The organism is Wolbachia endosymbiont (group B) of Dolichovespula media (assembly GCF_947179505.1).
GTDB lineage: Bacteria > Pseudomonadota > Alphaproteobacteria > Rickettsiales > Anaplasmataceae > Wolbachia.
The window spans coordinates 532328-555503 of sequence record NZ_CAMXBR010000003.1 but is presented as its reverse complement, the minus strand read 5'-3'; the positions used below and the strand labels follow the sequence as shown (position 1 = coordinate 555503).

The window sequence follows — 23176 nt, the reverse complement described above, 5'->3', positions numbered from 1 at the left end:
CACCTCTTAAAAATTTTCACTATAAATAAGTCTTGAGAAAAATGCGTTAACTGTAGATTCAGCCTTTAACTTGCTTTTGCACAACTGCTGAGATAGTTGATCATCGCTGAAAAGCCGATTCTTAGTATTGAGATATTTAGCATAGCTTCTAGAATTAAATTCAGGGATTGAGTAGAACCCGCTTTCAAGTTCAAGATAAGAGCTGCTATTCAGGACAAAAAATAAATCGCTCTGGTCAAGCAGTATGTCATAACCAGAGCTCGTGCAATGTAAGTATTCATTGCTTTCATACTCTGCTATGTAGTATTTACTTGCATCAAGATCACCATTAAGCTGTAGAATTGCTGTTGAACGTCCATTCTCAATACTATGGCCTTTTATTACTTTAAGTACTTTAATCTCATCATTTTCTATGAGTTCTCTTAACTTTTCATTCTTTTGATTTAATTCTTCCTCTGCTTTTCTTCTGTCTTCTTCTAATTTTGTTTCTTTTTCAACAAGCTCATTTTGTATTTGCAAAAACATATCTTGAATGGTTAAGCCATTTAGAAAGTAATCCAATACACTTGACACAAACGGCTGCAATTCACCATTATCTTCAAAGCTCTTTTCCTGCTTTTTGTCATATTGAGTGGGATTATAGATTGCATACAGAGGATAAAAACCATAATTCACCTCGTCGAATGATAACTCTATCGAAAATCCGCTCTGATCAAGTGGAAGTTTAGTAGCTAAATATCTACCATTATCATCTCTGACGTATAGCTCATTTATACCATAGTGACCACTATATTTGTTATAATAAATGTAAAAATTTTCAGGATTAAGATTAAAGTAATCATCTAAATTGTTAAGTCTACCAAGCTTTTCACATAGAAAATTTTTGCTCTTATCTGTAAGTTTGATGCGTGTAGAAAAGTAACAGCGATCTATTCGGTCACCTTTTTCTATTTCAAAGTCTAGGACTATTTTATCGCTAAACATACAGAATTTCCTCACATTTTCAATATTTATGATTATAAATTGTGTACTATGAAAAAAGCATTAAGGCTTCTTTATGTATCTAAAAACAGCGCTAACTTATGACAAGAACAGTTGACGTATTACTGCCACTTCCAATTGATCAGCTATTTTCATATGCAGTTGAGGAAGATACTGAAGTTTCAATTGGAGATTACGTAGTGGTGCCGTTTGGCAGAAAGCGTTTGATTGGAACAGTTTGGAGAGAAAGTAGCAAAAGCGATCGAGAATTAAAATTTATTGAACAAAAGGTCGATTTGCCGAGCATCAGACCAAAACTGATCGAATTTGCAGAGTGGGTTGCACAGTATAATGTAATACCTATCGGTATGCTTGCCAAAGTGATAATGGGAGGAGTGTTAAAGGTAAATCAAATAGATAAACTAGTTTGCACTAAGCAAAAGCAGGAAATAAGTGAAATAGATTACCAATTAAACCCTGAGCAGCAAGCAGCTCGAGATAAAATAATAAGTAATTTGAATGAGTATTCAGTAACTTTACTTGACGGTGAAACCGGGTCTGGAAAAACGGAAGTTTATCTCTCTGTAATTGCACAGTTGATTAAGAATCATAGTATTTACGAACATTGTGATTTGGGTCTACGAGTAAGGTGTCATCCCAGTGCTCATACACTGGGATCCAGTTTTTCATATAATCTCATCACAAATATTTATTTTAATTTAAGACCAATACCCAACTTAGAATCAAAATTCCTGGATTCCAGTGTCAAGCACTGGAATGACACCTTTGCATTTAAGGCAAAACCCTCTGTAACATTTAGCATACTGCTTTTACCACGTACTGGAATGACACCATTTGCTATGCAATTTACTTTCAAAAATAAACGTTATGTCATTCCAGCGTTCAATACACAACTAGACGAATGTTACAATATAAGAGTAATTTTTACCAAAAAGCCAGTGCCCCGACACTGGGATCCAGAAAACTTAATTTCAAATCAGTACACTAAGCAGTTGTACGATAAAGACTGGATTCCAGTGTCAAGCACTGGAATGACATCATCTACTACTAAAACTACCTGCAAATGTTCAAACACCAAAAGGTTACACACTGGAATGACACCAGAAGAGGTTAATGCACAAGTGCTAATCCTCTTGCCTGAAATTGTCCTAACTTCACAATTGGTAAATCGCGTTCGCAGTCAGACATCTGGAAATATAGCTGAGTGGCATTCAGGACTTACTCCAAAAGCTCGCAGAAATAATTGGCTCAGTATTGCAAATGGAAGTGCACAGATCATTATCGGGGCACGGTCAGCGCTTTTTTTGCCTTATAAAAACCTAAAATTAATTATCGTCGATGAAGAGCATGACTCATCCTTTAAACAAGAACAGGGGATTATATATAATGCTCGAGATATGGCCATTATCTTAGCCAAGCTCGAAAATATTCCGATTATTTTATCATCCGCCACTCCGCTACTTGAAACAATTTATCATGTTAAAAAAGGGAATTACAATCATGTAAAATTGACTAAACGATTCGGTGGTGCAGAGTTGCCACAAATAAAAGTAGTAAATAATAAGCAATGGATTTCCAATGAACTTTTCGAAGGAATAAAACAAACCATAGAGAAAAAACAGCAAGTTATGCTCTTTCTAAATCGCAGAGGATACGCACAACTTGCAGTTTGTAAAAAGTGTGGATACAAAATTTCCTGCTCAAATTGCACTATATGGCTTACTTACCACAAGAAAAAGAACGTCCTTTTGTGTCACCATTGTTCTTATCAATCAAAACTTCCAGAAAAATGCTCCAATTGTCAAAGTGAGCAGTCATTGCTTCTTTATGGTGTGGGAATTGAAAGGTTAGTTGAAGAAATAGTGAAATTAATACCAAATGCAAAAACTGCAATTATCAGCAGCGATCAGAAGTCGCTTGGTAGCGTCATTGACTCAGTGCTCAAGGAAGAGGTGAATATTATAATCGGTACACAAGTGATTGCGAAAGGACATAATTTCCCTAAATTAACTTTAGTTGGAGTGATAAATGCAGATTTAGGACTTGAAAATTCTGATCTTAGGGCAGCAGAAAAGACGTATCAATTATTGCATCAAGTTGCGGGTAGATCTGGGAGGTTCAACGAAAAAGGAACGGTAATAGTGCAAACTAATAATCCTGAAAGTTTGATAATAAAAGCATTGCAGCAGCAAAAAAGGGATTTGTTTTATGAAGTTGAACTTGAGTCAAGACGCAAAGCTAAAATGCCCCCATTTAGTAGACTAATAGCGCTTATAGTTTGCAGTAAGGATCAATTTGCAACGCAGAAAGCAGCAAGTGAGATAACAAGCTTTTTGCATGATCAATGTTCAGCTACTATTCCTTCTGCGTTGTCATTCCAGTGCGTGACTAGAAAAGAAGAACTCGAAATTTTTGGCCCATCACCAGCAGCAATAAATTTTTTAAACAATAAATATCGTTATAGAGTGTTACTAAAGATACATAGTAAACATAGTCTATTCATAAAGAAAAAGCTGAAACATTGCTGTAACTTGAGTTCAAACATTGCAATAACAATAGATGTTGACCCTGTGAGTTTTTTTTAACAAAATTACGGAATTTATTTGACATTCACAGAATTAATTATATTAACTTTTTAATAAAAAATTTGACTTTTATTAGAATTTATTATTAGTATAATAAGAATAGGTAGATAATGTGACTTTACTTGAAATCATCTGTAGGAAAGGGATAAAGCATAACGAAAAAATTAGAGAATTGCAGGAATTCCTTAATAAAAATATCGAAATAACTATTGACAAGGAGTTATTTAAATCAGCTTCATTTATAAAGGATATTGTAGATATAAGAAAAGAGATGGTGTATCTTATTTTGCAACACTGCATTGTATACGATAGTACAAGGTCTAAGAAAGAAGAGATATTGTCATTTAAAAACGTGATGAAGATTTTAGATGAAGCGGTGAATAGATCTGTTAATCCTCAGTATTTCTACAAATTGATCAATTTTCGAGATAAAGATAAAAATAGAAATACATTATTACACCAAGCTGTTATAAGTAATAACACTGAAGCAATAGAAGCCCTTTTGACATATGGTGCAAATCCTTTGATAAGGAATCAAGAAGACAAGATGCCATTAGATTTAGCTCAAGGAAATACAAGAGAAGCACTCATTAAATGTATGCAAGACCAAGCTCAATCGAAAAAAGAAAGTGCTAGATGTAATAGTTTGATTGGCATTATACCTGGCGTTTTTCTTGGCATTGGACTCGGTGTTGGTGGTGCTTTAGTCCCTTCAATGACTATTATATTATGCACACTCGCAGTATCTGCTCTTGTTGCTGGAATAGCAATTGGAGTAGCTATATATTTCTTAAGTCAGGACTATAAACAGGCTAAATTGATAGAAGGAGTTGTTGCTATTGGTTCTCAATTACATTCCGTCAAACCTGAAAAGACTGCAGATAATAAAGCAGTACTAGGATAACTGTGAGTTTTTTAACATTAGATTTCTTGCATAACTGGAATTCGAAAGTTCCAGCGCATTTTTCTTATTGGATCCCAGTGTCAAGCACTGGGATGACATCTGATTATGCAAGAAATCTATTCATTTAAAACTTATTTGAGAAAACGTAGCTATAAAAACCGCAGGTACCAGTTGGTTTTTATTAGCTAAAGTAAAGGTCAAATATCTGGAATTCTGGACATAAAATCCCCCTGTAAAAAAGATTAGAAAAAATGCAGTGCACATATGACAGAAATTAAGTATACACTGAAGAATATACGCTACATTTTTAATGAGTTTAATTAAAAAGTCTGCAGACGGAGATAGATTTTTGAGCTCAATAAATATCTCTAATCGTAATTATAATGAGATTAAAAACATGCGGAAGTAATTTTTTGTATCCGTTCAGCAGAGTGGTAAAATAAGATAGACAAAAACATAAGAACAAATGGTGTCATTTGGCACTGGCATGACAGGGAAGGGCTTTAGGACGATGAAGTGGAACGAGTAGCAGATGGTGTCATGCCAGTGCTTGACACTGGCATCCAGCTTTTTCATAATCATCAGAAACGTTGATTACTTTTATACTCATAAATTTAACTGGATCCCAGTGTCTAGGCACTGGGATGACATCATTCTGGTAGCTGGGATGACAAAAAAGAAAGCACTGGTTTCAATATGTGCACATTAGCCATGCATCTGAACGGATACAATTTTTAGCTATAAAATCTTCTAAAAATTTAACACAAAAATTAGTGTCATAAATATTTTTATCAAAAACTATTTTAAAAAAATTTAAATAGAGTTGAAAAATTTTAAAGATGAGATACCCTACCTGAAATGCAACTTCTGTAAAAAAAGAAATATGAAAAGTGAAATAAACGCTGCAGCAAATTTTCAATCAGAAGACTTTGTATCTAAAAATACGGATTTTGATTGTTTAGCTAACCCTATAAGTGCTTCGAATGCAAAGCTAGAGAATAGTGTTAAAGCTAAAGATAAAAAGAATGAGGCGCCTTTTTCCAGTAGAAGAGGCAGCTCGCATGTTTTAGAACTTTTTTCTAATGAAAATGTTGAGATTCACATTCAAGATAAAACGCCTTGTTCTGCTCGGAGTGAATCAGGTATAGCTGGAATATTTAGAGGTATAGCTAGGTTGTTTACAGGTAGGAATAGTATGAACGTAACCCTTTATCAATCTAAAGTGCAACGTAGCTCTGCAATTGATTACAGTACTACAGAAAGTATAGGGTCACGGCTACTAAATATCTGTGAAGGAGAAGAAGATATCTCTTTTGATCAAGAGATTAATTTTTTATATAAAGAGGGTTGTTTGTATGATGCCTTATTGTTGAAAGATGAAAAAAATCAGGACACACCTTTACATGTGGCTATTAAAAAAAATCATGCTGATTTTGTAAAAAAGCTTTTGTGTATTCTTAAGGAGCCATACCGTGCAAATGAGTTTTACAAGCACAAATATTTTGAACATAAGGAAGAGGATGAAAAGCCGCTTTTCAAAGTTATTAATACTAAGAACAAAGACAAAAAAGACGTAATTACTCTGACTATTGAAGGTAATAATTCAGAATGCATTTCAGCTCTTTTTAACTACTTAACTGATAAAAATATTAACAGAAGAAAAAATGTTGAAAATGAGTACACACCTCTACACGAAGCTGTGCTTCTTAACAAAAATGAAGCAATTAAAGAGCTTCTCAAATCAAAGGATATAGATACTGAACTCATAGATAAGGAATCTTACAAAGCATATAATTATACTAATAACCAAGAGGCAATAGAATTGTTTATTAAGCACTATAGTAGTAAAATTAGTGAGTTGCGTATAAAATTAGAAGATAATAATAAAAAACTAGCGCGAATTAAGTGCATCCTAAGCAAAACAAAACTTACTTGTGTATGCTTAGCAGCCTTTGGCTCTTGTTTTAGAATGTATAGAAATTCCCATGACATAATAAATGAAGAAGTGAGCGAAGATATGTTATATTATTCTCTTGCATTGCTTGCCAACACTACAGGTCTAATATTATTTTTTAATTATTTGATCGATACAATACTTTCCAAGTATGAAGAAAAAAATTCTAGTTTGAATAAAGAATCAGACAATTATGTAGAAGAAAGAAACATGTTGAAAAATAAATTGCGTCACTTTCAAAAAAGAGGTACTGTAGAAACTACGCAAATGTATGAGATAATTTCAGTTACACCTGAGTCAGACTTAAGTTACAGTAGATTGTGATTACACTACTTTTTTCAAGACAATTTCTGAGAAAAGTGGAAAAATTTTTCTATAGCTAATCAAGATAAAGACTTACTACTTTCTTTACGAAAGGTTTGATGTTATCATTTTTGAACTATCTTGAATTTACTGAATGAACATTAATATAAGGAATTTAGTTCATGCTTTTTCTAAATTGCCAAATTTAGGGCCATCGTCATCAAGAAGGTTAGTTATACATTTGCTCCAAAATAAAGAGAAAGTCATGCTACCGCTTGCATCTTTGATTAGAGAGCTAGCGGATCTTATAATAGAGTGCAAAATTTGTGGAAACCTAGATATTAAATCGCCATGTTCTATTTGTATTAACCCAAAGCGTGACACCAAGTTAATGTGTGTAGTAGAAGAGTTGGGTGATCTATGGACATTTGAAAAAGGAAATATATATTCAGGTATGTATCATGTTTTGGGTGGAAGGCTATCAGCAATAAATGGTATAGGTCCAAAAGAACTGAATCTTGATAACATTCCCAAAAGAGTTACAGAATTTAAAATTGAAGAGGTCATCATTGCAATCAACCCAACATTAGAAGGCCAAGTTACTGCGCAATATATAATTGAATTGCTAAAGAATTCGAATGTAAAAATATCGCGCCTTGCTTGTGGTATACCGATAGGTGGAGAAATTGACTACCTAGATGAAGGGACGCTGAAGATAGCACTTACGTCAAGACAGGATATTAAATAATATTCCATTTCTTCTGAGCAACATACCTTAAAAATACTATAACATACTTCAGCCTAGAAACTTGCTTACTAATTGAAAATATTATACATTTAAATATGATGTTTTAAAATGAGGGGTTATGTTAACTTTTGCACTAGATGGAGTACGTTATACTTATAATTGGTTAATCAAAAAATCAAGATCAACCGCTCTTGATTTCATTGCGCTATTTAACAAAGAATACGCAGATAGTAAACGAATTGGATATATAATAGAAGATCATCTGGTTAAAAAAGATCTGATAAATATTGAGCCTGAACTTGAAATCAAATATGAACTAAAAAGAGATCTGATGAATATTGAACCTAAATTTAAAATCAAATATGACCCATATATCACAAAAATAGATTCTTCAAAAATGTTTAAAGTAATGGAACAAGAGCATAGATCTATTGCAAATCTGAAAAATGTGATTCGAGTAAGAATTGGTGATCAAATTAGGTCGGGGGTGTCGAGGTTTAGTTATTCTTATGATGGAAAGGATCCTTATTTTTATGCAAGCGTTCAGGCAAGTAAAATAAGGGAGATAACAAAAGATAATACGGACCTAGTTCTTCTTTTGTGGCTAATGTATATTCATGTGCCTATAGATGAACATGAAAAACTATTAGAGGATCTTGTAAAGAACCACTCCGGTAATAGAGCTGAGATGATAGAAAAGTTATATCTACTTCAACAAGAAGGTAAATTATCAATAACCAATCGTGAGAGCCTAGATAGGATAATTAAAATATCCCCACTGATAGAGAAGGAGTATATTTCAAATGGGAAATTTTCTGTTATGGGAATGATAAGTTCTGGCAATGTAGATGGTTTAACACAAAGGTTAACAAAAGATACAGAAGGAAGGGTAAAAGAATTAACCGGCATAGATATTCAATATAGTCCCGAAAGCAGCTTGAAGAACCTTTCCATTTCTGCAGTGATAGAAAATTATGGATTATTTAAGTAAACTGATTCTTAACTTATAAAATACTATAGTAAAATATAGTGTAAGAGTCTTATGTGCTTAAAAAAACTTACATCCCTAATAACCTTCAGAAAAAAAGAAACGGAACATCTACCCAAGGTAATAACTTGGGAAGGTGATTGCTTAGGCTATAAGCAAGTTGCAAGTAGATTTAGTAATATAATTAAGACAATTGATCAGTCTTTTTCGATCGTATCCTTAGAAGGATATAATGAGTGGGGTAAGACATTTTTTTTGAAAGAATGGGTAAAGGATCTAGAGCAGCAAAATGAAATTGCAGCTTATTACAGCGCATGGGATATTAGTGCGCTAGATCAACCATTGCCTTCTTTTTTGCATTTCCTGTTTGAGGATCTATTTGCATCATACGAAGTAAAAAGAAGTGTTATACAGCAGTTCAAAAACATAAAACAAGAACTATTTTCTCTCAATACATTAGGAAAGCTAATCAGTAAATCTCCACTCGCTATGCTTTCAGTATTTCTCGATGCTGCAAAAGAGGCTGATAAGAAAGACATAGGTTTTGTCTTGGGTGAATTAAATCTTCTCCAAAGGAGAAAAGAGAACATTAGAGATTTTAAAATACAACTAGCAGATGTGGTTAACAAAATCAGAAAAGGTAAAAACATTTATATAATGGTCGATAATCTTGATATATGCCGCCCCAAATTCATTGTCGATTTTTTAGAATCCATAAAGTACATGCTTGATGTTGAGGGACTGGTTTTCATTATCTCTGTTAGTCAAGATAAAAGTAACGTGCAAAGAGCAATCAGCACAATACTTGGACCAAATTTCAGCCTAAAATCTTTTACTGATCTCTCTTTGCATTTGCCAAAACAGCCAATAGAGAAATTTACAAGAAAGCTGTTTCAAAATATTGAATTGCCGAAAAAATCAAAGAGCTTAATTATAGATAGCTTTATATTTTATGCAGAAAGCTTCTCATTATCATTGCAGGCAATAGAATACTGCGTAAAGAAAATAAAGCTATGTTATGCGAAAATTGATCCGAATTTATTTACATTTTTAGTAATACTACAGTCAGTAAACACTGATTTGTATGAGGAATTATATTCATCACCTCAGAAGGCACTGGAGAAGATTGAGAGCGCTTTGATTCTAAACGGTCAGGAAGAATGGGAAAATCTTAAAACTTCTCTTGAGACTACTTTTAAAGAAAAAGAATCAAAGACTCACAAATCTTTGAAGCAAATAAGAGATATCTTATTCTAAGAATAAAGAGAATTGTAGAACAGAACCCTCTTCTTATCATTTCAGCTTGCATGACAAATTGGCTCACATAAATTTTAGCATATATGACCTTGAAAGATCGCTGTGCAATACTTAAATTATTAGAATAGCAGGCTAATAATGGAGCTCAAAATGCACAACATACAAGAAACTGAAAGTTTAAAATTTGACGCTGAAGTAGGCAAAGTACTAAATATAGTAATTCATTCACTTTATACCAATAAGGATATTTTCTTGCGTGAGTTAATATCAAATGCATCAGATGCATGTGATAAATTGCGCTATGAATCGCAATTAAATCCTAATTTACTAGATTCAAGCGATGAATTGAAGATTACTATTAGCTCCAGTAAAGATAAGAATGAGCTGTATATAACCGACAATGGAATTGGCATGAACAGGCAAGATTTAATAGATAATCTTGGCACGATTGCAAGTTCTGGTACGCAAAAATTCTTGGATGCAATTAAGAATAATAAAGATTCAAACCAAGCTGTAGAACTGATTGGAAAGTTTGGTGTTGGTTTTTATTCAAGCTTCATGATTGCCTCAGAAGTTATAGTAGAGTCAAGGAAAGCCGGAGAAGAAGAATCTTGGGTATGGAAATCTAAAGGAGATGGAGAATATTCAATCAGCAAGTTAGATGGTCAAATCTCTCGTGGAACAAAAATTACGCTCATCATTCGTCCTGAAGAAAGTGAATTTTTAGACAAATTCCGTATTGAAAACATTGTTACTACTTATTCAGATCACATAAATTTTCCTGTTGAATTTGTAAATGAAGAAGGGAAAAGTGAAAAATTAAATAGCAAAGCTGCAATTTGGACTAAGCCAAAAAATGACGTTACTCAAGAAGAGCACAACGACTTCTTCCGCGGTGTTGCGCACGTAGGTGGTGAGCCTTGGATGATACTGCATAATAAAAATGAAGGTGCAATAGAATATACGAATTTGCTTTATGTTCCTTCTATCAAGCCTTATGATTTGTTTCATCCAGATAGACGCTGCTCTGTAAAGTTATATGTCAATAAAGTATTTATTACTGAAGATAATGTGCAAATTATACCACAATACCTGCGTTTCTTGAAAGGTGTGGTTGATTCACCAGATTTGCCTCTTAACATCAGCAGAGAAACACTGCAGAATAATCGCGTTGTTGAGCAGATTAGGAAATCCCTAACTAAACGCGCGGTATCAGAGCTCGGCAAAAAAGCAAAAGATAATTTAGAGGAATACACAAAATTCTGGGGCAATTTTGGTGCGGTGTTAAAAGAAGGTCTTTGCGAAGCTATGCCAACTGATGAAAGAGAAGCATTGCTTTCCATTTGCAGATTTCATAGCACCAGTGATGATAAGCTAGTTAGCATTGATGATTATATAAGCAGAATGAAGCCTGAACAGGAACATATCTACTATCTCACAGGAAATAGTCTCGATTCAGTAAAAAACAGTCCACAACTTGAAGGATTCGTCAGCAAAGGATTGGAAGTGCTTCTATTTGTTGATCCAGTTGATGATTTCTGGACTAGCGTGATTCATGAATATAAAGATCAAAAATTTAAATCTGTAACTCGTGCTGATGTTGATTTAGAAAAATTCTCTTCAGAAGAAGGTAAGAAAGATGAAGAAAATAAATCAGATGAAAACAAAAGCGAAGAAAACGCGGATTCTATACTCGAATACTTCACCAAGGTTCTTGGAAGCTTAGTAAAAAGTGTAAAGATCTCTAAGAAATTAACCGATAGTCCTGTGTGTCTAGCAGTTGATGAAGGAACTATGGATCTTCGTATGGAGCGTTTTTTACGTGAACAGAAGCAGCTAAATTACCGCACGCCAAAAGTACTTGAAATTAACATTAAGCATCCTTTGATAAGAAACATAATGGAATCTCACGCTGAAAATGGTGAAAATCCAACACTTGGAGATATGATTTACTTATTGTTCTATCAAGCTTGTATAGTGGAAGGTGAAGAGATGGAAGACGTAAGTCTGTTTGCTAAAAGACTCAATAATTTGCTTGGCAAAATTTCTGTTTAATGCTATAATTAACTTAGCTAATGGTCGGGGGGTAAATCATGGGTGGTTGGAATTTATTTGGTGGGCTCATGCCGCCAGCAGTAGATACTGCAGAAGAAAGGGAGCGTCGCCATTCTGGAGATTCAAGTAATGAGAGTCAAGAAGAAGCTGATGTGAGGGATTCTGATGTTGAACCTAGTGTACCAATTACGTTACAGTTTCAACTAACACAATCTCTGCTAAGTCAAGTAAAGGCAAGTGAGAGTAATAGGGATGCAAATTCTGGCAAGCAAGCTTACAAAGATCTACCCAGGATGGATTTTGTAATTAATGGTCAAGTTATAGACAAGAATTTCGTTAGCCAGCTTCGTGATAAATGTAATCAAAATGACCAACGCCAAATCGCAAAACATGTTTTTACAAAAATGTTTGAACATGCTAAAGCAGAAATTCCAAATGATAATCTATTAGAAGAATTAATTACTAGTTGCAATCAGGCTGGTTATGATGGCTCTTTGTTAATGCAGCTCTCTCCTATATTTTGGGACACGATTTGCAATTGCCTGATGCTAATGATAGACATATAGAGATTGTCTGTAGTGATCAGGATTCTTTAAACGTTAAATATTTTCCAAATATGCCTGTTAAGCAACTGGGTAAAGAAATATGCAGGGTTGATGCTATTTTAGAGTTCACCCTTAAGTTTCGAGATAGTAAGGTAGAGTATGAAAACGGCAAAGTAACATTTGCCATTCCTGAACAATTAGAGAATTACAAAGCTGATGGCAAAAGTTTGTTAGATGAAATAAATAGGCATTTCGAAGATGAGGATAATAGAATTACAGAGACTCTTGAGAAAAATATGAATGAAGGACCTAAGTCATTTGCTGCTGAAGACTTGTCTATTACTGAGAGTTCATCTGATAGTAGTGAAGTAGCAAACAAAGTAGTTACTGATCCAGGCATTTTAGGTAATGTTGCGAATGTATTGGTAGGTGTTGCAGAAGTTACAGCAGTTGTAGCAACAGAGTTATTTTGGCCTCAAGATCAGATTAATATAGAACCAAGGCATAATGAAGAAGAATTTACCATTATCCCTGAAAATTTAACCTTTGATGGATTAATAGACGTTATAAATAAAGCAAAAAATTATGGTGATTACGCAGATTTAGATAAAACTATAAATAATATAGAGGAAAGCGATAGATTTATTACTGATTTGAATTGTGGTAATTTGAAGGATTTTTGCTCTCAACAGCTTAATTTGACTGATCATATGCACAATGTGCTGTTGAATAATAGCTATGATGAAACAAATGGTTATTATAATTATTCAGTAAAAGAGCTTTCACTACTAGCCATTGCAGCTGATGACACACTTGTGGAAAGGTATGCAGAAACGCATAAAAGTATATTATTTACGCAAGATGAAGGGCTCGATAGGCTACTTATTGGTGTTGGTGGACAGCGCTATACTAAGCTTTTATTAGAAGATTTGGAAAAAAATCGAAGTACTATTCTACTTTGGCATAGCATATGTGAAAAACTTCGAAGGGCGTTGTCTATTCGTAATCAAGAATGCGTGAAAGCGGTATTAGATAAATTTAAAGATACTGAAGCCAGGTCTAGAGTTTCTGATATGTCAGAAAAATTTTTGCACTATGCTATACAACAAGATTTTATAGATGTAGCAAAGACTATTATTAATCATAAAATTGCTGATATTAATAGTATAGACAATTCAGGGCATGCACCTTTGCATTGGGCTGTGGCACGTAATAATTTAGAATTAATCGGCTTGCTTATTAAAAATGGTGCTAATGTTGATGTTCAAGATGAGAGGCATGGCAGAACAGCTTTACATTGGGCTGCTTACCATGATAAATTCGAAATAGTAAAATTACTTGTAAACAAGGGAGCTGATTGCAACATTAAAGATAGAGATGGCAAAACAGCTTTAGATCTGGTAGGAACGAAAAGTTTATATTTGGTAAGGGAAGAAAACAGGGAAAAATCTTCTAGTGAATCAAAAATCACAAAATTTCTTGAAGGTTTAGATGATAAAACACCTTTGCATTTAAATATTAAAAAAGATCCAGAATCCAAAAATATTGATAATCAACAGCCGCAAAGAAACATTGTTGATAAAGTAGAGAATATTATGAATAATGAAGAGGCTTCAATAGAAGAAGCTATAGGTAATAATTGTGAGGAAGGTAAAATGCCTGGAAATGAAAAAATTATAGGGGAAAAATTGTCTGATGCTGTCGATAGAATCAATCGTGATACTATGATAGATTTATTAAAGAAATTAGATGATAGTGTATATAAATCCACTTTACAGAAGCTCTTGAGTCAAGCAAATGACAAGATGACAAGCTTGGGAGAGGGTAAGCAGAAAGAGGATCTTGCACAAATAATAGCATTGCTTAAAAACGAGCTCGAGCACATTGATGCATCATCAGTAGGCAATGATGTAGAAGCTAATGCAAGTGGTCAACAAATTCCTGTGGAAAAGGTTAAAGAACGTGAATCAGATTCACCATCACTGAGTTCTGAAGATGATGATTTTTCTAAACTTGAAGGTAATAAAAGTGATTGCTCTGCCGGAACTTCCTCAGACTCTAATAGTAATTCTCCATTTGAAAAAATTAGTGAAGAAGGTCATGAAACAAGAATATCTGTAATTGACACAGTGGAAGCTGAAGCAACAGCTAATGGTACTGTTTCTAGTAATTCTGTTCTTTGTACTTTAAGAGTAGAATTAACAAGTGATGATGAAGATGAACTTCTTTCGATTGAAATTGAAGATGTTAATAATAATATTAACGTTAATCAACCTACTAAGCATGTAGAACAAGTTGCTAACGGAAATGGACAGCCAAAAACAGAATTGCCAAGAATTAATGAGCAAAGCAGCAAAAGTGGCCTCAAAAAAAATCCACAAAATACAAAGAAGTATGTTGTAGCTGCTTCTGCGCTTGCAATAGCCGGTATTGTTTCAGGGGTGGCTGTTGCAGTTTACTTGGAAATGTTAGCGGTAGGAATAGCAGTTGCAGCTTGTTGTCTTATTGCAGCTACAGTTACATACTGCTGTAGACCTAAAAGCTTAATTGAGGATAATCAGGTCAAAAAGGTTATGCAGACAGAAGAATGTCAGTCTAAGTAATAAATATAGTAGTCTATCATTTAATAATTTATTATAATTATATTGATTGTTAATAGATAAAAACTTGGTGGACTACGAAGAGATGCTTGCTAAGTTGACAAAATTGCCATTTAATGCTACACTTAGCTTAGCTACTAATTAGGAGGAAAAACATGTTAGGTTCAGATTTTGTATCACAGGAATCAAACAAAATTTTAAAGAAATCAGATTCTAGGGATTCGGGAACTGAAGAAGGGTTTGAAATTTTAGAACGAGAGGAAAAAGAGCGCCGTCGTTCTGAGGATTCAGGTAATGAAAGTCAAGAGGAATCTGGCGTTAATAATTCTGATACTAAATCTAGTGCAGTAACTACGTTAGAATTTCAGCTAACACAATCTCTGCTGGGTCAAGTAAAGGCAAATGAGAATGATGAAGATGTAAAGTCTGGTAACACAGCTTATCAAGACCTATATAGAACGGATTTTTTTGTAATCAATGATCGCACTATAGATAATAGTTTCATTAAAGGGTTATATGATAAATATAATGAGGGAGATGATAAACGTCTGTTTGCAAAGTATGTTTTTACGGAAATTTTTAAATATGCTAAAGCAGAAGTTCCAAATGACTATATACTGGAAGAGTTAATTACTAGTTGCAATCAGGCTGGGTATGATGGCTCTTTGTTAATGCAGCTCTCTCCTATATTCTCTAAGCATAAACTAAGCTTGCCTCATGCCAACGATAGAAAGATAAGTATTGTATATAATAGCCAAGGTTCTCTCAATATTCAGTATTGTCCAAGTATGCCTGTCAGGGAACTTGATACAAATAGGGAAATATGCAGGGTTGATGCTATTTTAGAGTTCACACTTAAATTTCATAACGGTGAAGTAGAGTATGAAAATGGTAAAGTAACACTTATCATTCCTGAGGAATTAAAAGCTGGTAGGGAAAGTTTACTAGACGATATTAATGAACGTTTCACAGATTATGATAATGATGGATTTATTCGTTTACACGTTGCAGCACAAAAAGGTAATGTTGAGCTTGGCAGGCGTTTACTAGAATGTGGTGCAAATATTGAGATTAAATCAAAAACAAAAGTAGGTGGTGACACTGCACTTCATTTAGCTGCTAGAAATGGTCATAAAGATTTTGTGAAGCTTTTACTTGATAACGGTGCAAATGTTAATTCAGTGAGTAGTACAGGCAGCGGAGTAACTCCTTTATATGAAGCAGTGTATTATGGACATTTAGATGTTGCGGAATTGCTAATAGATCGTGGCGCAACAGTTGATGCTAAAGATCGGTATAACTTTACTCCTTTGATGTACGCTTCTGCAGAAGGTAATTCGGCAATGGTGGAATTACTTTTACAAAACAATGCAGATCTTTATTTACAGAATAATAATGATGAAACTGCACTGCACTTAGCTGCTGATAATGGCCATCCTGATGTAGTTGCTATTTTAATAAGTGCAGCAGAAGATAAAGAAAGGTATGTTAATATGCAAAGCAATAATATTGGTACTGCGTTGCATGTTATAGCTTATAATCGAGAAATAAATGAAGGGCGTAAAAAATCTGCAAAATTGCTACTAGACAATGGTGCAAGCCCGTATTTAGAAAATGATCCAATTATTAATACACCATTAGATACTCTTTTGAAAGAAAGCTCTTTAGATATGGCAAAAAAACGAGGAAATAAGGGATTTTTGGAATTTATGTCATTTTTAGGCTATTCAGCAACCGTACCAAGAAATTTAAAGAATGATCCACAAAACACAAAAAAGTATGTCGTAGCTGCTTCTGCGCTTGCAATAACTGTTATTGCCTTAGGAGCAGCTGTTGCAGTTTACTTGGAAATGTTAGCAATAGGAATAGCAGTTGCAGTTTGTTGTCTTATTGCAGCTACAATTACGTACTGCTATAGGCCTAAAAGCTTAGTTGAGGATAATCAGGTCAAAAAGGTTATGCAGACAGAAGAATGTCAGTCTAAGTAATAAATATAGTAGTCTATCATTTAATAATTTATTATAATTATATTGGTTGTTAATAGATAAAAACTTGGTAGACTACGAAGAAATATTCTTAAATAAAATCAAAGATATAAAAGAAGAAGGGCGCTATCGTGAATTCACGCATTTTGCGTCATTACCTGGCAAACTTCCCTATATTATGGATTATGAAAGAAATAGAGAGGTTATTGTCTGGTGCAGTAATAATTATCTGGGAATGTCACAAAACGATAGTGTCATTGCTGCTATTCAAAATTCATCTGTTGGTGCTGGAGGAACAAGAAATATATCAGGTACAACAAAGGAAGTTGTTGAGCTCGAGAAGTCTTTGGCTGACTTGCATCAAAAAGAAGCTGCTTTAACTTTTGCTTGTGGCTATCTTGCCAACCAAACTACACTTAGTACTTTATCGTCTGTTATTCCGGGCGTGGTAATTTTTTCAGATGAGAAAAACCATTCTTCAATGATAGAAGGTATAAAATCAGGAAAAAGACCGAAGCACATATTTAGGCATAATGATGTTGATCACTTAGAGCAGTTGCTAAAGTCTATAGATATAAAAACGCCGAAAATAATAGCACTTGAATCTGTATACTCAATGGATGGTGATGTAGCACCGCTTGAAGCGATATGTGATCTAGCAGATCAGTATAATGCAATTACCTATTTGGATGAGGTACACGCAGTTGGCATGTATGGACTGCGCGGTGGCGGAATTGCAGAAAGAGAAGGTTTGATGGATAGAATAACTGTTATTCAGGGTACATTATCAAAGGCTTTTGGAGTGATGGGTGGATATATAGCGTCTTCAAAGAGCTTGGTGGATGTAATAAGAAGTTCAGCCCCAGGATTTATTTTTACTACTGCTATGTCACCCGTTTTAGCAGCAGCAGCAAAGGCAAGCGTTGAGCATTTAAAATCGAGCAATGTTGAAAGAGAGAAGCAAAAGCAGTCTGTTGAAAAGGTAAAAGACTCACTGAGAAACGCAGGAGTGAATTTTATGCAAACAGAAACTCATATAATTCCAATCATAATTGGCGATCCTGAGTTGTCCAAAAAAGCATCAAAATTGTTATTTGATGAGTATGGAATATATGTACAACATATAAATTACCCAACAGTTTCAAAGGGGACTGAGCGCTTCCGTATTACTCCTACGCCTTACCATACAAATGAAATGATAGAGCATTTAACAAAATCTCTTGTAAAAGTTTTTGAGAAATTATCTGTTTGTGTCTGTTGTTGAGTTTAAAGTTGCCAAGAATAAGGTATCTATTTAAAAGCATAGTTAATGTACAAAATCAGTGCTTTATTTCTTATCATGAAAGTAGCTAACACTGGGATCTATAGCTCACACAGGTAAAGTTTACTCTTTTGTCATCCTATGGCTTGACCATAGGATCCAGTCTAAACAATCTGGATTCTAGTGTCACGTGCTGGAATGACACCTATTTGTTCCTATAGTTGTCTTTTCTCGTCTATCTTATTTTGCCACCCTGCTGCAATGAGGGGTAGGTAAGACCATTTATTATTTTCACTACGTGACTTTTGCTCTTTTGAATGAACTTTAGTTTATATCTCCAGCAATGACAAGCGCGTTATCTTCCCTTAATCTCCCACCGCTTTCTTGCAGAAAAAGCCTACCGAGTGAAGTTTTATATTTATTAATTCCAGAGTAAATTATTCCATTGTATCTTCCGGCAGCAAGATATGCAAAACCTAGTACCGTTGAGCCAAGGGAGCGTAGATTATTATTGTCAAGTGGTAATTTATTTAACAAATTACCACTTATGTCTATTATTCCCCCTTCACGAGCTTTCATCCGCATTTTTACATGGCGAGATTTGAAATCTTCAAGAAAAGCTCCTTTCTTTTCCTCTGCCCAGAAAGTTTCTCTAAGGGCTGGAGCATCAATCACAGCTGCTACAACTCTGTTTTTATGAATGAGACAAACTGATACTGCAAAATAAACCATACAACTAAAAAGGTTTTCCTTGCCTTCTATAGGCATAATAAACCAAGTATAACTGCTTTCTTTTAGATCTTGGCCTACATTGTCTTCAAAAATAAAGTCATAGTTCTGGTTGTAGTTTTTCAAGCAATCGTACATAAGTTGCTTGGATTTCGAATAAGTTTTATTGATAAAGTCTGCTGACTTAACGCTTGAAATTTGCAATTCATTAAAATCACGTATAAGCTGCTTGGAGGCACTGCGTACAGAATCAAGCATCACATTGATTCGTGGTGATGAAATGGCCATTTACTCTTTTACTCTTTCGTAATAGCTGTTATCAAGAGTATGTAATACAATTTTATCCCCTTCTTTTATAAATTGAGGCACGTTAACACGTATTCCGTTTTCCAAAATTGCAGGCTTATAAGAAGCAGTAACAGTCTGACCTTTGATAACAGACTCTGTCTCTTTTACAGTTAGTGTAACGTGATCAGGCACATGTGCAGAAATTATTTTATCTTGATAAGTTACTACTTTAATTTTCATATTATCTTGCAAATAAGCCTTCTTTTCCCCTAATAAGTCTAAATTTATAACAATCTGCTCGTAACTACTTGGATGCATAAGATTTACGATATTCCCTTCAGTAAAGAGATAAACATATTCCTCTTCATCTAAAATTGCCCTTCTGATTGTTGCATCAGAGCGAAACCTCTCATAGTACTTTGCTCCTGTTTGGATATTTTTCATTTCAGCTTGTATATATGCACCACCTTTACCAGGTTGAGTATGCATAATACTTACAACCAAAAACAATCCACCGTTATGTTCTAGTACCTGACCTGGCCTGATATCATTAGCCCTTTCTGCCATAATTACACTTTTAATTTGGTCTGGTTATTATAAATAACTTTATACAAATATCAAAATTTTTATTGGCCAATGAATTCTGGCATGTTGATTACTATATACCTTTCCTTCATGTTGATGTATGGAAATACTTCTTTAGTAAAAGATAACATAATGTTTTTTTTTGTGCTGATAACCAAAATTTCTAATATATCCCCCGAGCCGAAATTATTCACAGACTTCACATAGCCATATAATTCATTACTCTCTAGTCTTACTTCCATATTCACAAGATCATCTTGGTAAAATTCATCCTCATCATTTAACTGTGGTAGCTTATCTCTTTCTATATATAACTTTTTATTTCTTAAAAGCTCTGCTTCATTACGGGAATTCACACCGCTAATTGTTGCTATTACTAAATTATTACTGACAACAGACACCAAGCTTATTTTATAATTTTCACTTCCGATTATTAGTTCACCATATAGGAAAATATTTTCGGGCTTTTCAGTAAAGGTTTTTATTTTGACAGCTCCTTTGATTCCATGGGGAGAAGTAATTATTCCGAGGCATATATTCATATTAATATGATAGTTGAAATCAGCTTTTTGTCCATAGAATTGGCAATTTATTGAATTAACATACAATTAATATTGTAATAATTATAGCGGGTAATGTGTGAGTTCTATCAGTAATCAAGAAAGGCAAAGTATTATAAGTAGCTTAGAAAAAATCAACTGCAAGCTAAAAGGTGAATCTATAAAACTTGATGATACAAAGGAATCTATAATAGTAGCACGTCGTAAATCTGTTGTTAAAGGGATATTGGAACATCTCAAAAACCCTTCCATTGCTAACTGTAATGTTATGATCGATGCAGAAACTGGATTTGGTAAGACTTACGACATTGGAATACTGAGTCATGTACTAGCCCAAGCAGGATTTCATCATCTGGTTGCAGTACCAAGTAGTGACCTAGTGAATCAAGCTAAAAAAATGATGAGCAGTGCATTTACTGTAAACATTAGGACACCTAAAACTGCTGAGGAAATTAAAAATGCACTGAAGGCAACTAAACCTACAACAATTATAGTGACACATGACCTGTTATTACAGCAAGAAAATGATCGTAAATTTAAAGACCAAAATACCAAGTTGTGGATTAGTGTTGATGAAGCAGACAGTATTAACAAGCAGCAGGATTTTGAGAACATGTGCAAGCTGTTGTCTAAGTGAAGAAGGTCGCCCCTCTTCACTCGACTTCAAAACCGTACGTGAGACTTTGCGCCTCATACGGCTTCTCTCTAATTTGGTGCTTGTCATGCACACCTCCTGTGTAATTCATCGTGACAATGCCCATGTAACAAAGATAAATTTTTGATCATATTGTTTCGTCTATTCCGGTCTTTATGATGTATTTCTATTATATCATCACTTTCAAACCATAGTCTACAATTACCGCATTTACTTTGTTGTAACTTCAATAGTTTTATTACTCTTGATGGCTTATCTGGTATTTCTCTAAGACGATTACCCCAATAAACCCAATCACCATCATATGGAGATCTGGTTTTTTGCACTTTGATATGTCGTTTAATAACATGATCGCTGTGTATAATAAGATGTATCTTGTTACTTGTCATAAAACGCCAGTTATCGTTATTATACTTTTTAAAGTATTTTCTTTTTATCCAGCATTTCCCTTTGTTTGGGTGCCTAAAGACTGCCCACTTCCAGAGCTTTCTATGTATAGTATTATCCAATGAGCTAAAGATTTTACATGAAACTACTGAAGAGTAATATTGACTCCACCCTCTAATGATTGGATTGAGATTCCTTATTACTACTTCCTGTGGCGCCCCACGCATTTCTCTAAGTTTATGTTTAATAGCAAATATATGCTGCTTTATAGAATTACGACTTGGTTTTATTAATAATTTGTAACCTTTCTTACTTTCTTTTGTTGGATATTGTCTTATTGAAAATCCAAGAAAATCAAATCCTGGTTTTATTCCATTAATGATTTTTAATGTATGAGAAACTTTTGTCTTAGAAGGCTTTAATTCTAATCCAATGGTTTTTAACCATTCTTCAACTAGAACTTTTGCCCTAAGAATAATTTCTTCACTTTCATGTATGACGACAAAATCATCACAGTAGAAAATTACACTAATAGACTTTTGCGCATTTTTATGCGATATCCTACCATATTTTCTTTTCATGCATTGAAAGAGTTCGTTTGTTAATGCTTTTTTGATATGTTGCTCTAATCCGTGTAATGCAACACAAGCTAGCAACGGTGAGATCGTCCCTCCTTGAATTGTACCACGTTTTGTGGATTGAAACTTTCCATCTTCCATAACGCCTGCCCTTAACCATCCTCTTATGATTTTCTTTAACGTTGGTGTGGTATTGAGCTTTTCAAGCAGTTTATTATGGTTAATATTGTCAAAACATCCAGAAATATCAGCATCTAATACATATGCTGTTTTCTGTTTTAGCACATCAAATATGGCTTCAATTGCATCATGACATGATCTACCAGGTCTAAAACCATAAGTGTTTGGCTCAAGTTTTGCCTCCCATTCTGGTTCTAAAGCCATTTTTACAAGTGTTTGTTTTGCTCGACACGATATAGTAGGTATACCAAGCGGGCGATGCTCCGATGGCTTACCAGGTTTTGGGATCCAGACGCGTCTTGATGGCTTTGCTTTTTCTTTTATATCTAAAGAATATGATAGTTGTAATCTTTCTTTTTGATTAAGATTAGCCTTTCCATCAATACCTGCAGTCTTCTTCCCCCTATTGTCCTGTGTTACTTTCCTAACAGCGAGTGTTTTTGCACTTGTTGATTTGAGTAATAATCTCTGAAGATTATGCATCTTTCTGATATCATTACATTTAGAAGCTTGGTAAATTCGTTTTTGTAGCTTAAATGAAGATTTCTTCAGCTTTCGCCAAGGAATTCCATTCCATTCATACCTAGCTTTTTGCTGGTCCATAACATATTCACTACTATTCACCACTTTACCTTCCAAATTAAAGTGTTTACGTCTGCGTATCCCAGATATTACTTTGGGCATTAGCTTCTTAAACAATCCTTCCACATAGCAGCTTGTGGTTGGCTACCTACTTATATTTTTATGAATATAAGAGCTTTTATGTGGTTACTCCGTTCCATGGCTTCGTTTCACGTTAAACTTAGATTCCTACTATTTGCCGGAAGCTGGGAACATCAATAACTAAAGTCTTCAATCTTTAGTTCCCCTTTTGCTTCGTACCATTTTGGTCTATGCGTAGTTCAACCTCTTTTCGCATACTATGCTTTGACGACAATTCAAACATAGGTTCCTCTCGTAATCATATCTAACTCTGTTTGCAGGGATTCACCATGAGGTTTAGTGTTACTTGCTTTTATCTCATGCT

Annotated in this window: 17 protein-coding genes; 12 read left to right on the top strand and 5 right to left on the bottom strand. The window is 34.3% G+C overall.

Annotation, left to right across the window (positions count from 1 at the left end; all coding sequences use genetic code 11):
• Positions 1-6: 6 nt before the first annotated feature.
• Positions 7-984 carry a hypothetical protein gene (locus OM967_RS05190; protein WP_250120191.1) on the bottom strand — a complete coding sequence of 326 codons (978 nt, stop codon included), beginning with the start codon at positions 982-984 and terminating at the stop codon, positions 7-9.
• A 98-nt stretch (positions 985-1082) separates the two neighbouring features.
• Here OM967_RS05190 and priA point away from each other — a divergent pair, with 98 nt between their 5' ends.
• The 11 genes from priA to hemA all read left to right on the top strand — a co-directional run bounded on the left by priA (position 1083) and on the right by hemA (position 18190).
• Positions 1083-3587, top strand: a complete 2505-nt coding sequence (gene priA / locus OM967_RS05185) for a replication restart helicase PriA (protein ID WP_211907542.1) — start codon at positions 1083-1085, stop codon at positions 3585-3587.
• A gap of 112 nt (positions 3588-3699) precedes the next feature.
• Positions 3700-4491: an ankyrin repeat domain-containing protein gene (locus OM967_RS05180; protein ID WP_250120192.1), complete on the top strand. Its 792-nt coding sequence runs from the start codon at positions 3700-3702 to the stop codon at positions 4489-4491.
• Between the two features lie 883 nt (positions 4492-5374).
• Entirely contained in the window at positions 5375-6769 is a 1395-nt protein-coding gene (locus tag OM967_RS05175) for an ankyrin repeat domain-containing protein (RefSeq protein ID WP_264337742.1), read from the top strand.
• Between the two features lie 139 nt (positions 6770-6908).
• Positions 6909-7496 carry a recombination mediator RecR gene (gene recR / locus OM967_RS05170; protein ID WP_211908738.1) on the top strand — a complete coding sequence of 196 codons (588 nt, stop codon included), beginning with the start codon at positions 6909-6911 and terminating at the stop codon, positions 7494-7496.
• Between the two features lie 118 nt (positions 7497-7614).
• Positions 7615-8487 (top strand): hypothetical protein, encoded by an 873-nt coding sequence (locus tag OM967_RS05165; protein ID WP_264337741.1) that lies wholly within the window; start codon positions 7615-7617, stop codon positions 8485-8487.
• A 51-nt stretch (positions 8488-8538) separates the two neighbouring features.
• Positions 8539-9741: a KAP family P-loop NTPase fold protein gene (locus OM967_RS05160; RefSeq protein ID WP_250120196.1), complete on the top strand. Its 1203-nt coding sequence runs from the start codon at positions 8539-8541 to the stop codon at positions 9739-9741.
• A 150-nt stretch (positions 9742-9891) separates the two neighbouring features.
• The gene (gene htpG / locus OM967_RS05155) at positions 9892-11796 is read left to right on the top strand and encodes a molecular chaperone HtpG (protein WP_264337740.1); all 1905 of its coding nucleotides are present in this window, start codon (positions 9892-9894) and stop codon (positions 11794-11796) included.
• A gap of 38 nt (positions 11797-11834) precedes the next feature.
• Positions 11835-12362 carry a hypothetical protein gene (locus OM967_RS05150; protein WP_264337739.1) on the top strand — a complete coding sequence of 176 codons (528 nt, stop codon included), beginning with the start codon at positions 11835-11837 and terminating at the stop codon, positions 12360-12362.
• On the top strand, positions 12335-14944 hold the full coding sequence (locus OM967_RS05145; RefSeq protein WP_264337738.1) for an ankyrin repeat domain-containing protein: 2610 nt from the start codon (positions 12335-12337) through the stop codon (positions 14942-14944). The genes OM967_RS05150 and OM967_RS05145 overlap by 28 nt, the downstream gene beginning before the upstream one ends.
• A 152-nt stretch (positions 14945-15096) precedes the next feature.
• Entirely contained in the window at positions 15097-16929 is a 1833-nt protein-coding gene (locus tag OM967_RS05140) for an ankyrin repeat domain-containing protein (RefSeq protein ID WP_264337737.1), read from the top strand.
• A gap of 64 nt (positions 16930-16993) precedes the next feature.
• Positions 16994-18190, top strand: a complete 1197-nt coding sequence (gene hemA / locus OM967_RS05135) for a 5-aminolevulinate synthase (RefSeq protein ID WP_264337889.1) — start codon at positions 16994-16996, stop codon at positions 18188-18190.
• A gap of 321 nt (positions 18191-18511) precedes the next feature.
• Here hemA and OM967_RS05130 read toward each other — a convergent pair whose 3' ends face one another.
• From OM967_RS05130 to rimM, 3 genes are read right to left on the bottom strand one after another with little or no spacing between them, the layout of a single operon-like run.
• On the bottom strand, positions 18512-19204 hold the full coding sequence (locus tag OM967_RS05130) for an inositol monophosphatase family protein (protein ID WP_264337736.1): 693 nt from the start codon (positions 19202-19204) through the stop codon (positions 18512-18514).
• Positions 19205-19771, bottom strand: a complete 567-nt coding sequence (gene efp, locus OM967_RS05125; protein ID WP_211907535.1) for an elongation factor P — start codon at positions 19769-19771, stop codon at positions 19205-19207.
• Between the two features lie 59 nt (positions 19772-19830).
• Positions 19831-20331 carry a ribosome maturation factor RimM gene (gene rimM / locus OM967_RS05120; RefSeq protein WP_006014540.1) on the bottom strand — a complete coding sequence of 167 codons (501 nt, stop codon included), beginning with the start codon at positions 20329-20331 and terminating at the stop codon, positions 19831-19833.
• A gap of 97 nt (positions 20332-20428) precedes the next feature.
• Here rimM and OM967_RS05115 point away from each other — a divergent pair, with 97 nt between their 5' ends.
• Positions 20429-20986, top strand: coding sequence for a DEAD/DEAH box helicase (locus OM967_RS05115; RefSeq protein WP_264337735.1), 558 nt, complete (start codon positions 20429-20431; stop codon positions 20984-20986).
• An 83-nt stretch (positions 20987-21069) separates the two neighbouring features.
• On the opposite strand, the gene ltrA is transcribed toward OM967_RS05115, so the two are convergent.
• Complete coding sequence (ltrA, locus tag OM967_RS05110) at positions 21070-22833, bottom strand: group II intron reverse transcriptase/maturase (protein WP_264337734.1); 1764 nt, start codon at positions 22831-22833, stop codon at positions 21070-21072.
• Between the last annotated feature and the right edge of the window lie 343 nt (positions 22834-23176).

Bases quoted from the DNA above. Each gene is read 5' to 3' on its own strand.
- OM967_RS05140 (WP_264337737.1), top strand. From the start codon at position 15,097: ATGTTAGGTTCAGATTTTGTATCACAGGAATCAAACAAAATTTTAAAG.
- OM967_RS05175 (WP_264337742.1), top strand. From the start codon at position 5,375: ATGAAAAGTGAAATAAACGCTGCAGCAAATTTTCAATCAGAAGACTTT.
- OM967_RS05165 (WP_264337741.1), top strand. From the start codon at position 7,615: ATGTTAACTTTTGCACTAGATGGAGTACGTTATACTTATAATTGGTTA.
- OM967_RS05160 (WP_250120196.1), top strand. From the start codon at position 8,539: ATGTGCTTAAAAAAACTTACATCCCTAATAACCTTCAGAAAAAAAGAA.
- rimM (WP_006014540.1), bottom strand. From the start codon at position 20,331: ATGAATATATGCCTCGGAATAATTACTTCTCCCCATGGAATCAAAGGA.
- priA (WP_211907542.1), top strand. From the start codon at position 1,083: ATGACAAGAACAGTTGACGTATTACTGCCACTTCCAATTGATCAGCTA.
- OM967_RS05130 (WP_264337736.1), bottom strand. From the start codon at position 19,204: ATGGCCATTTCATCACCACGAATCAATGTGATGCTTGATTCTGTACGC.
- OM967_RS05190 (WP_250120191.1), bottom strand. From the start codon at position 984: ATGTTTAGCGATAAAATAGTCCTAGACTTTGAAATAGAAAAAGGTGAC.
- htpG (WP_264337740.1), top strand. From the start codon at position 9,892: ATGCACAACATACAAGAAACTGAAAGTTTAAAATTTGACGCTGAAGTA.
- OM967_RS05150 (WP_264337739.1), top strand. From the start codon at position 11,835: ATGGGTGGTTGGAATTTATTTGGTGGGCTCATGCCGCCAGCAGTAGAT.
- ltrA (WP_264337734.1), bottom strand. From the start codon at position 22,833: ATGCCCAAAGTAATATCTGGGATACGCAGACGTAAACACTTTAATTTG.
- efp (WP_211907535.1), bottom strand. From the start codon at position 19,771: ATGGCAGAAAGGGCTAATGATATCAGGCCAGGTCAGGTACTAGAACAT.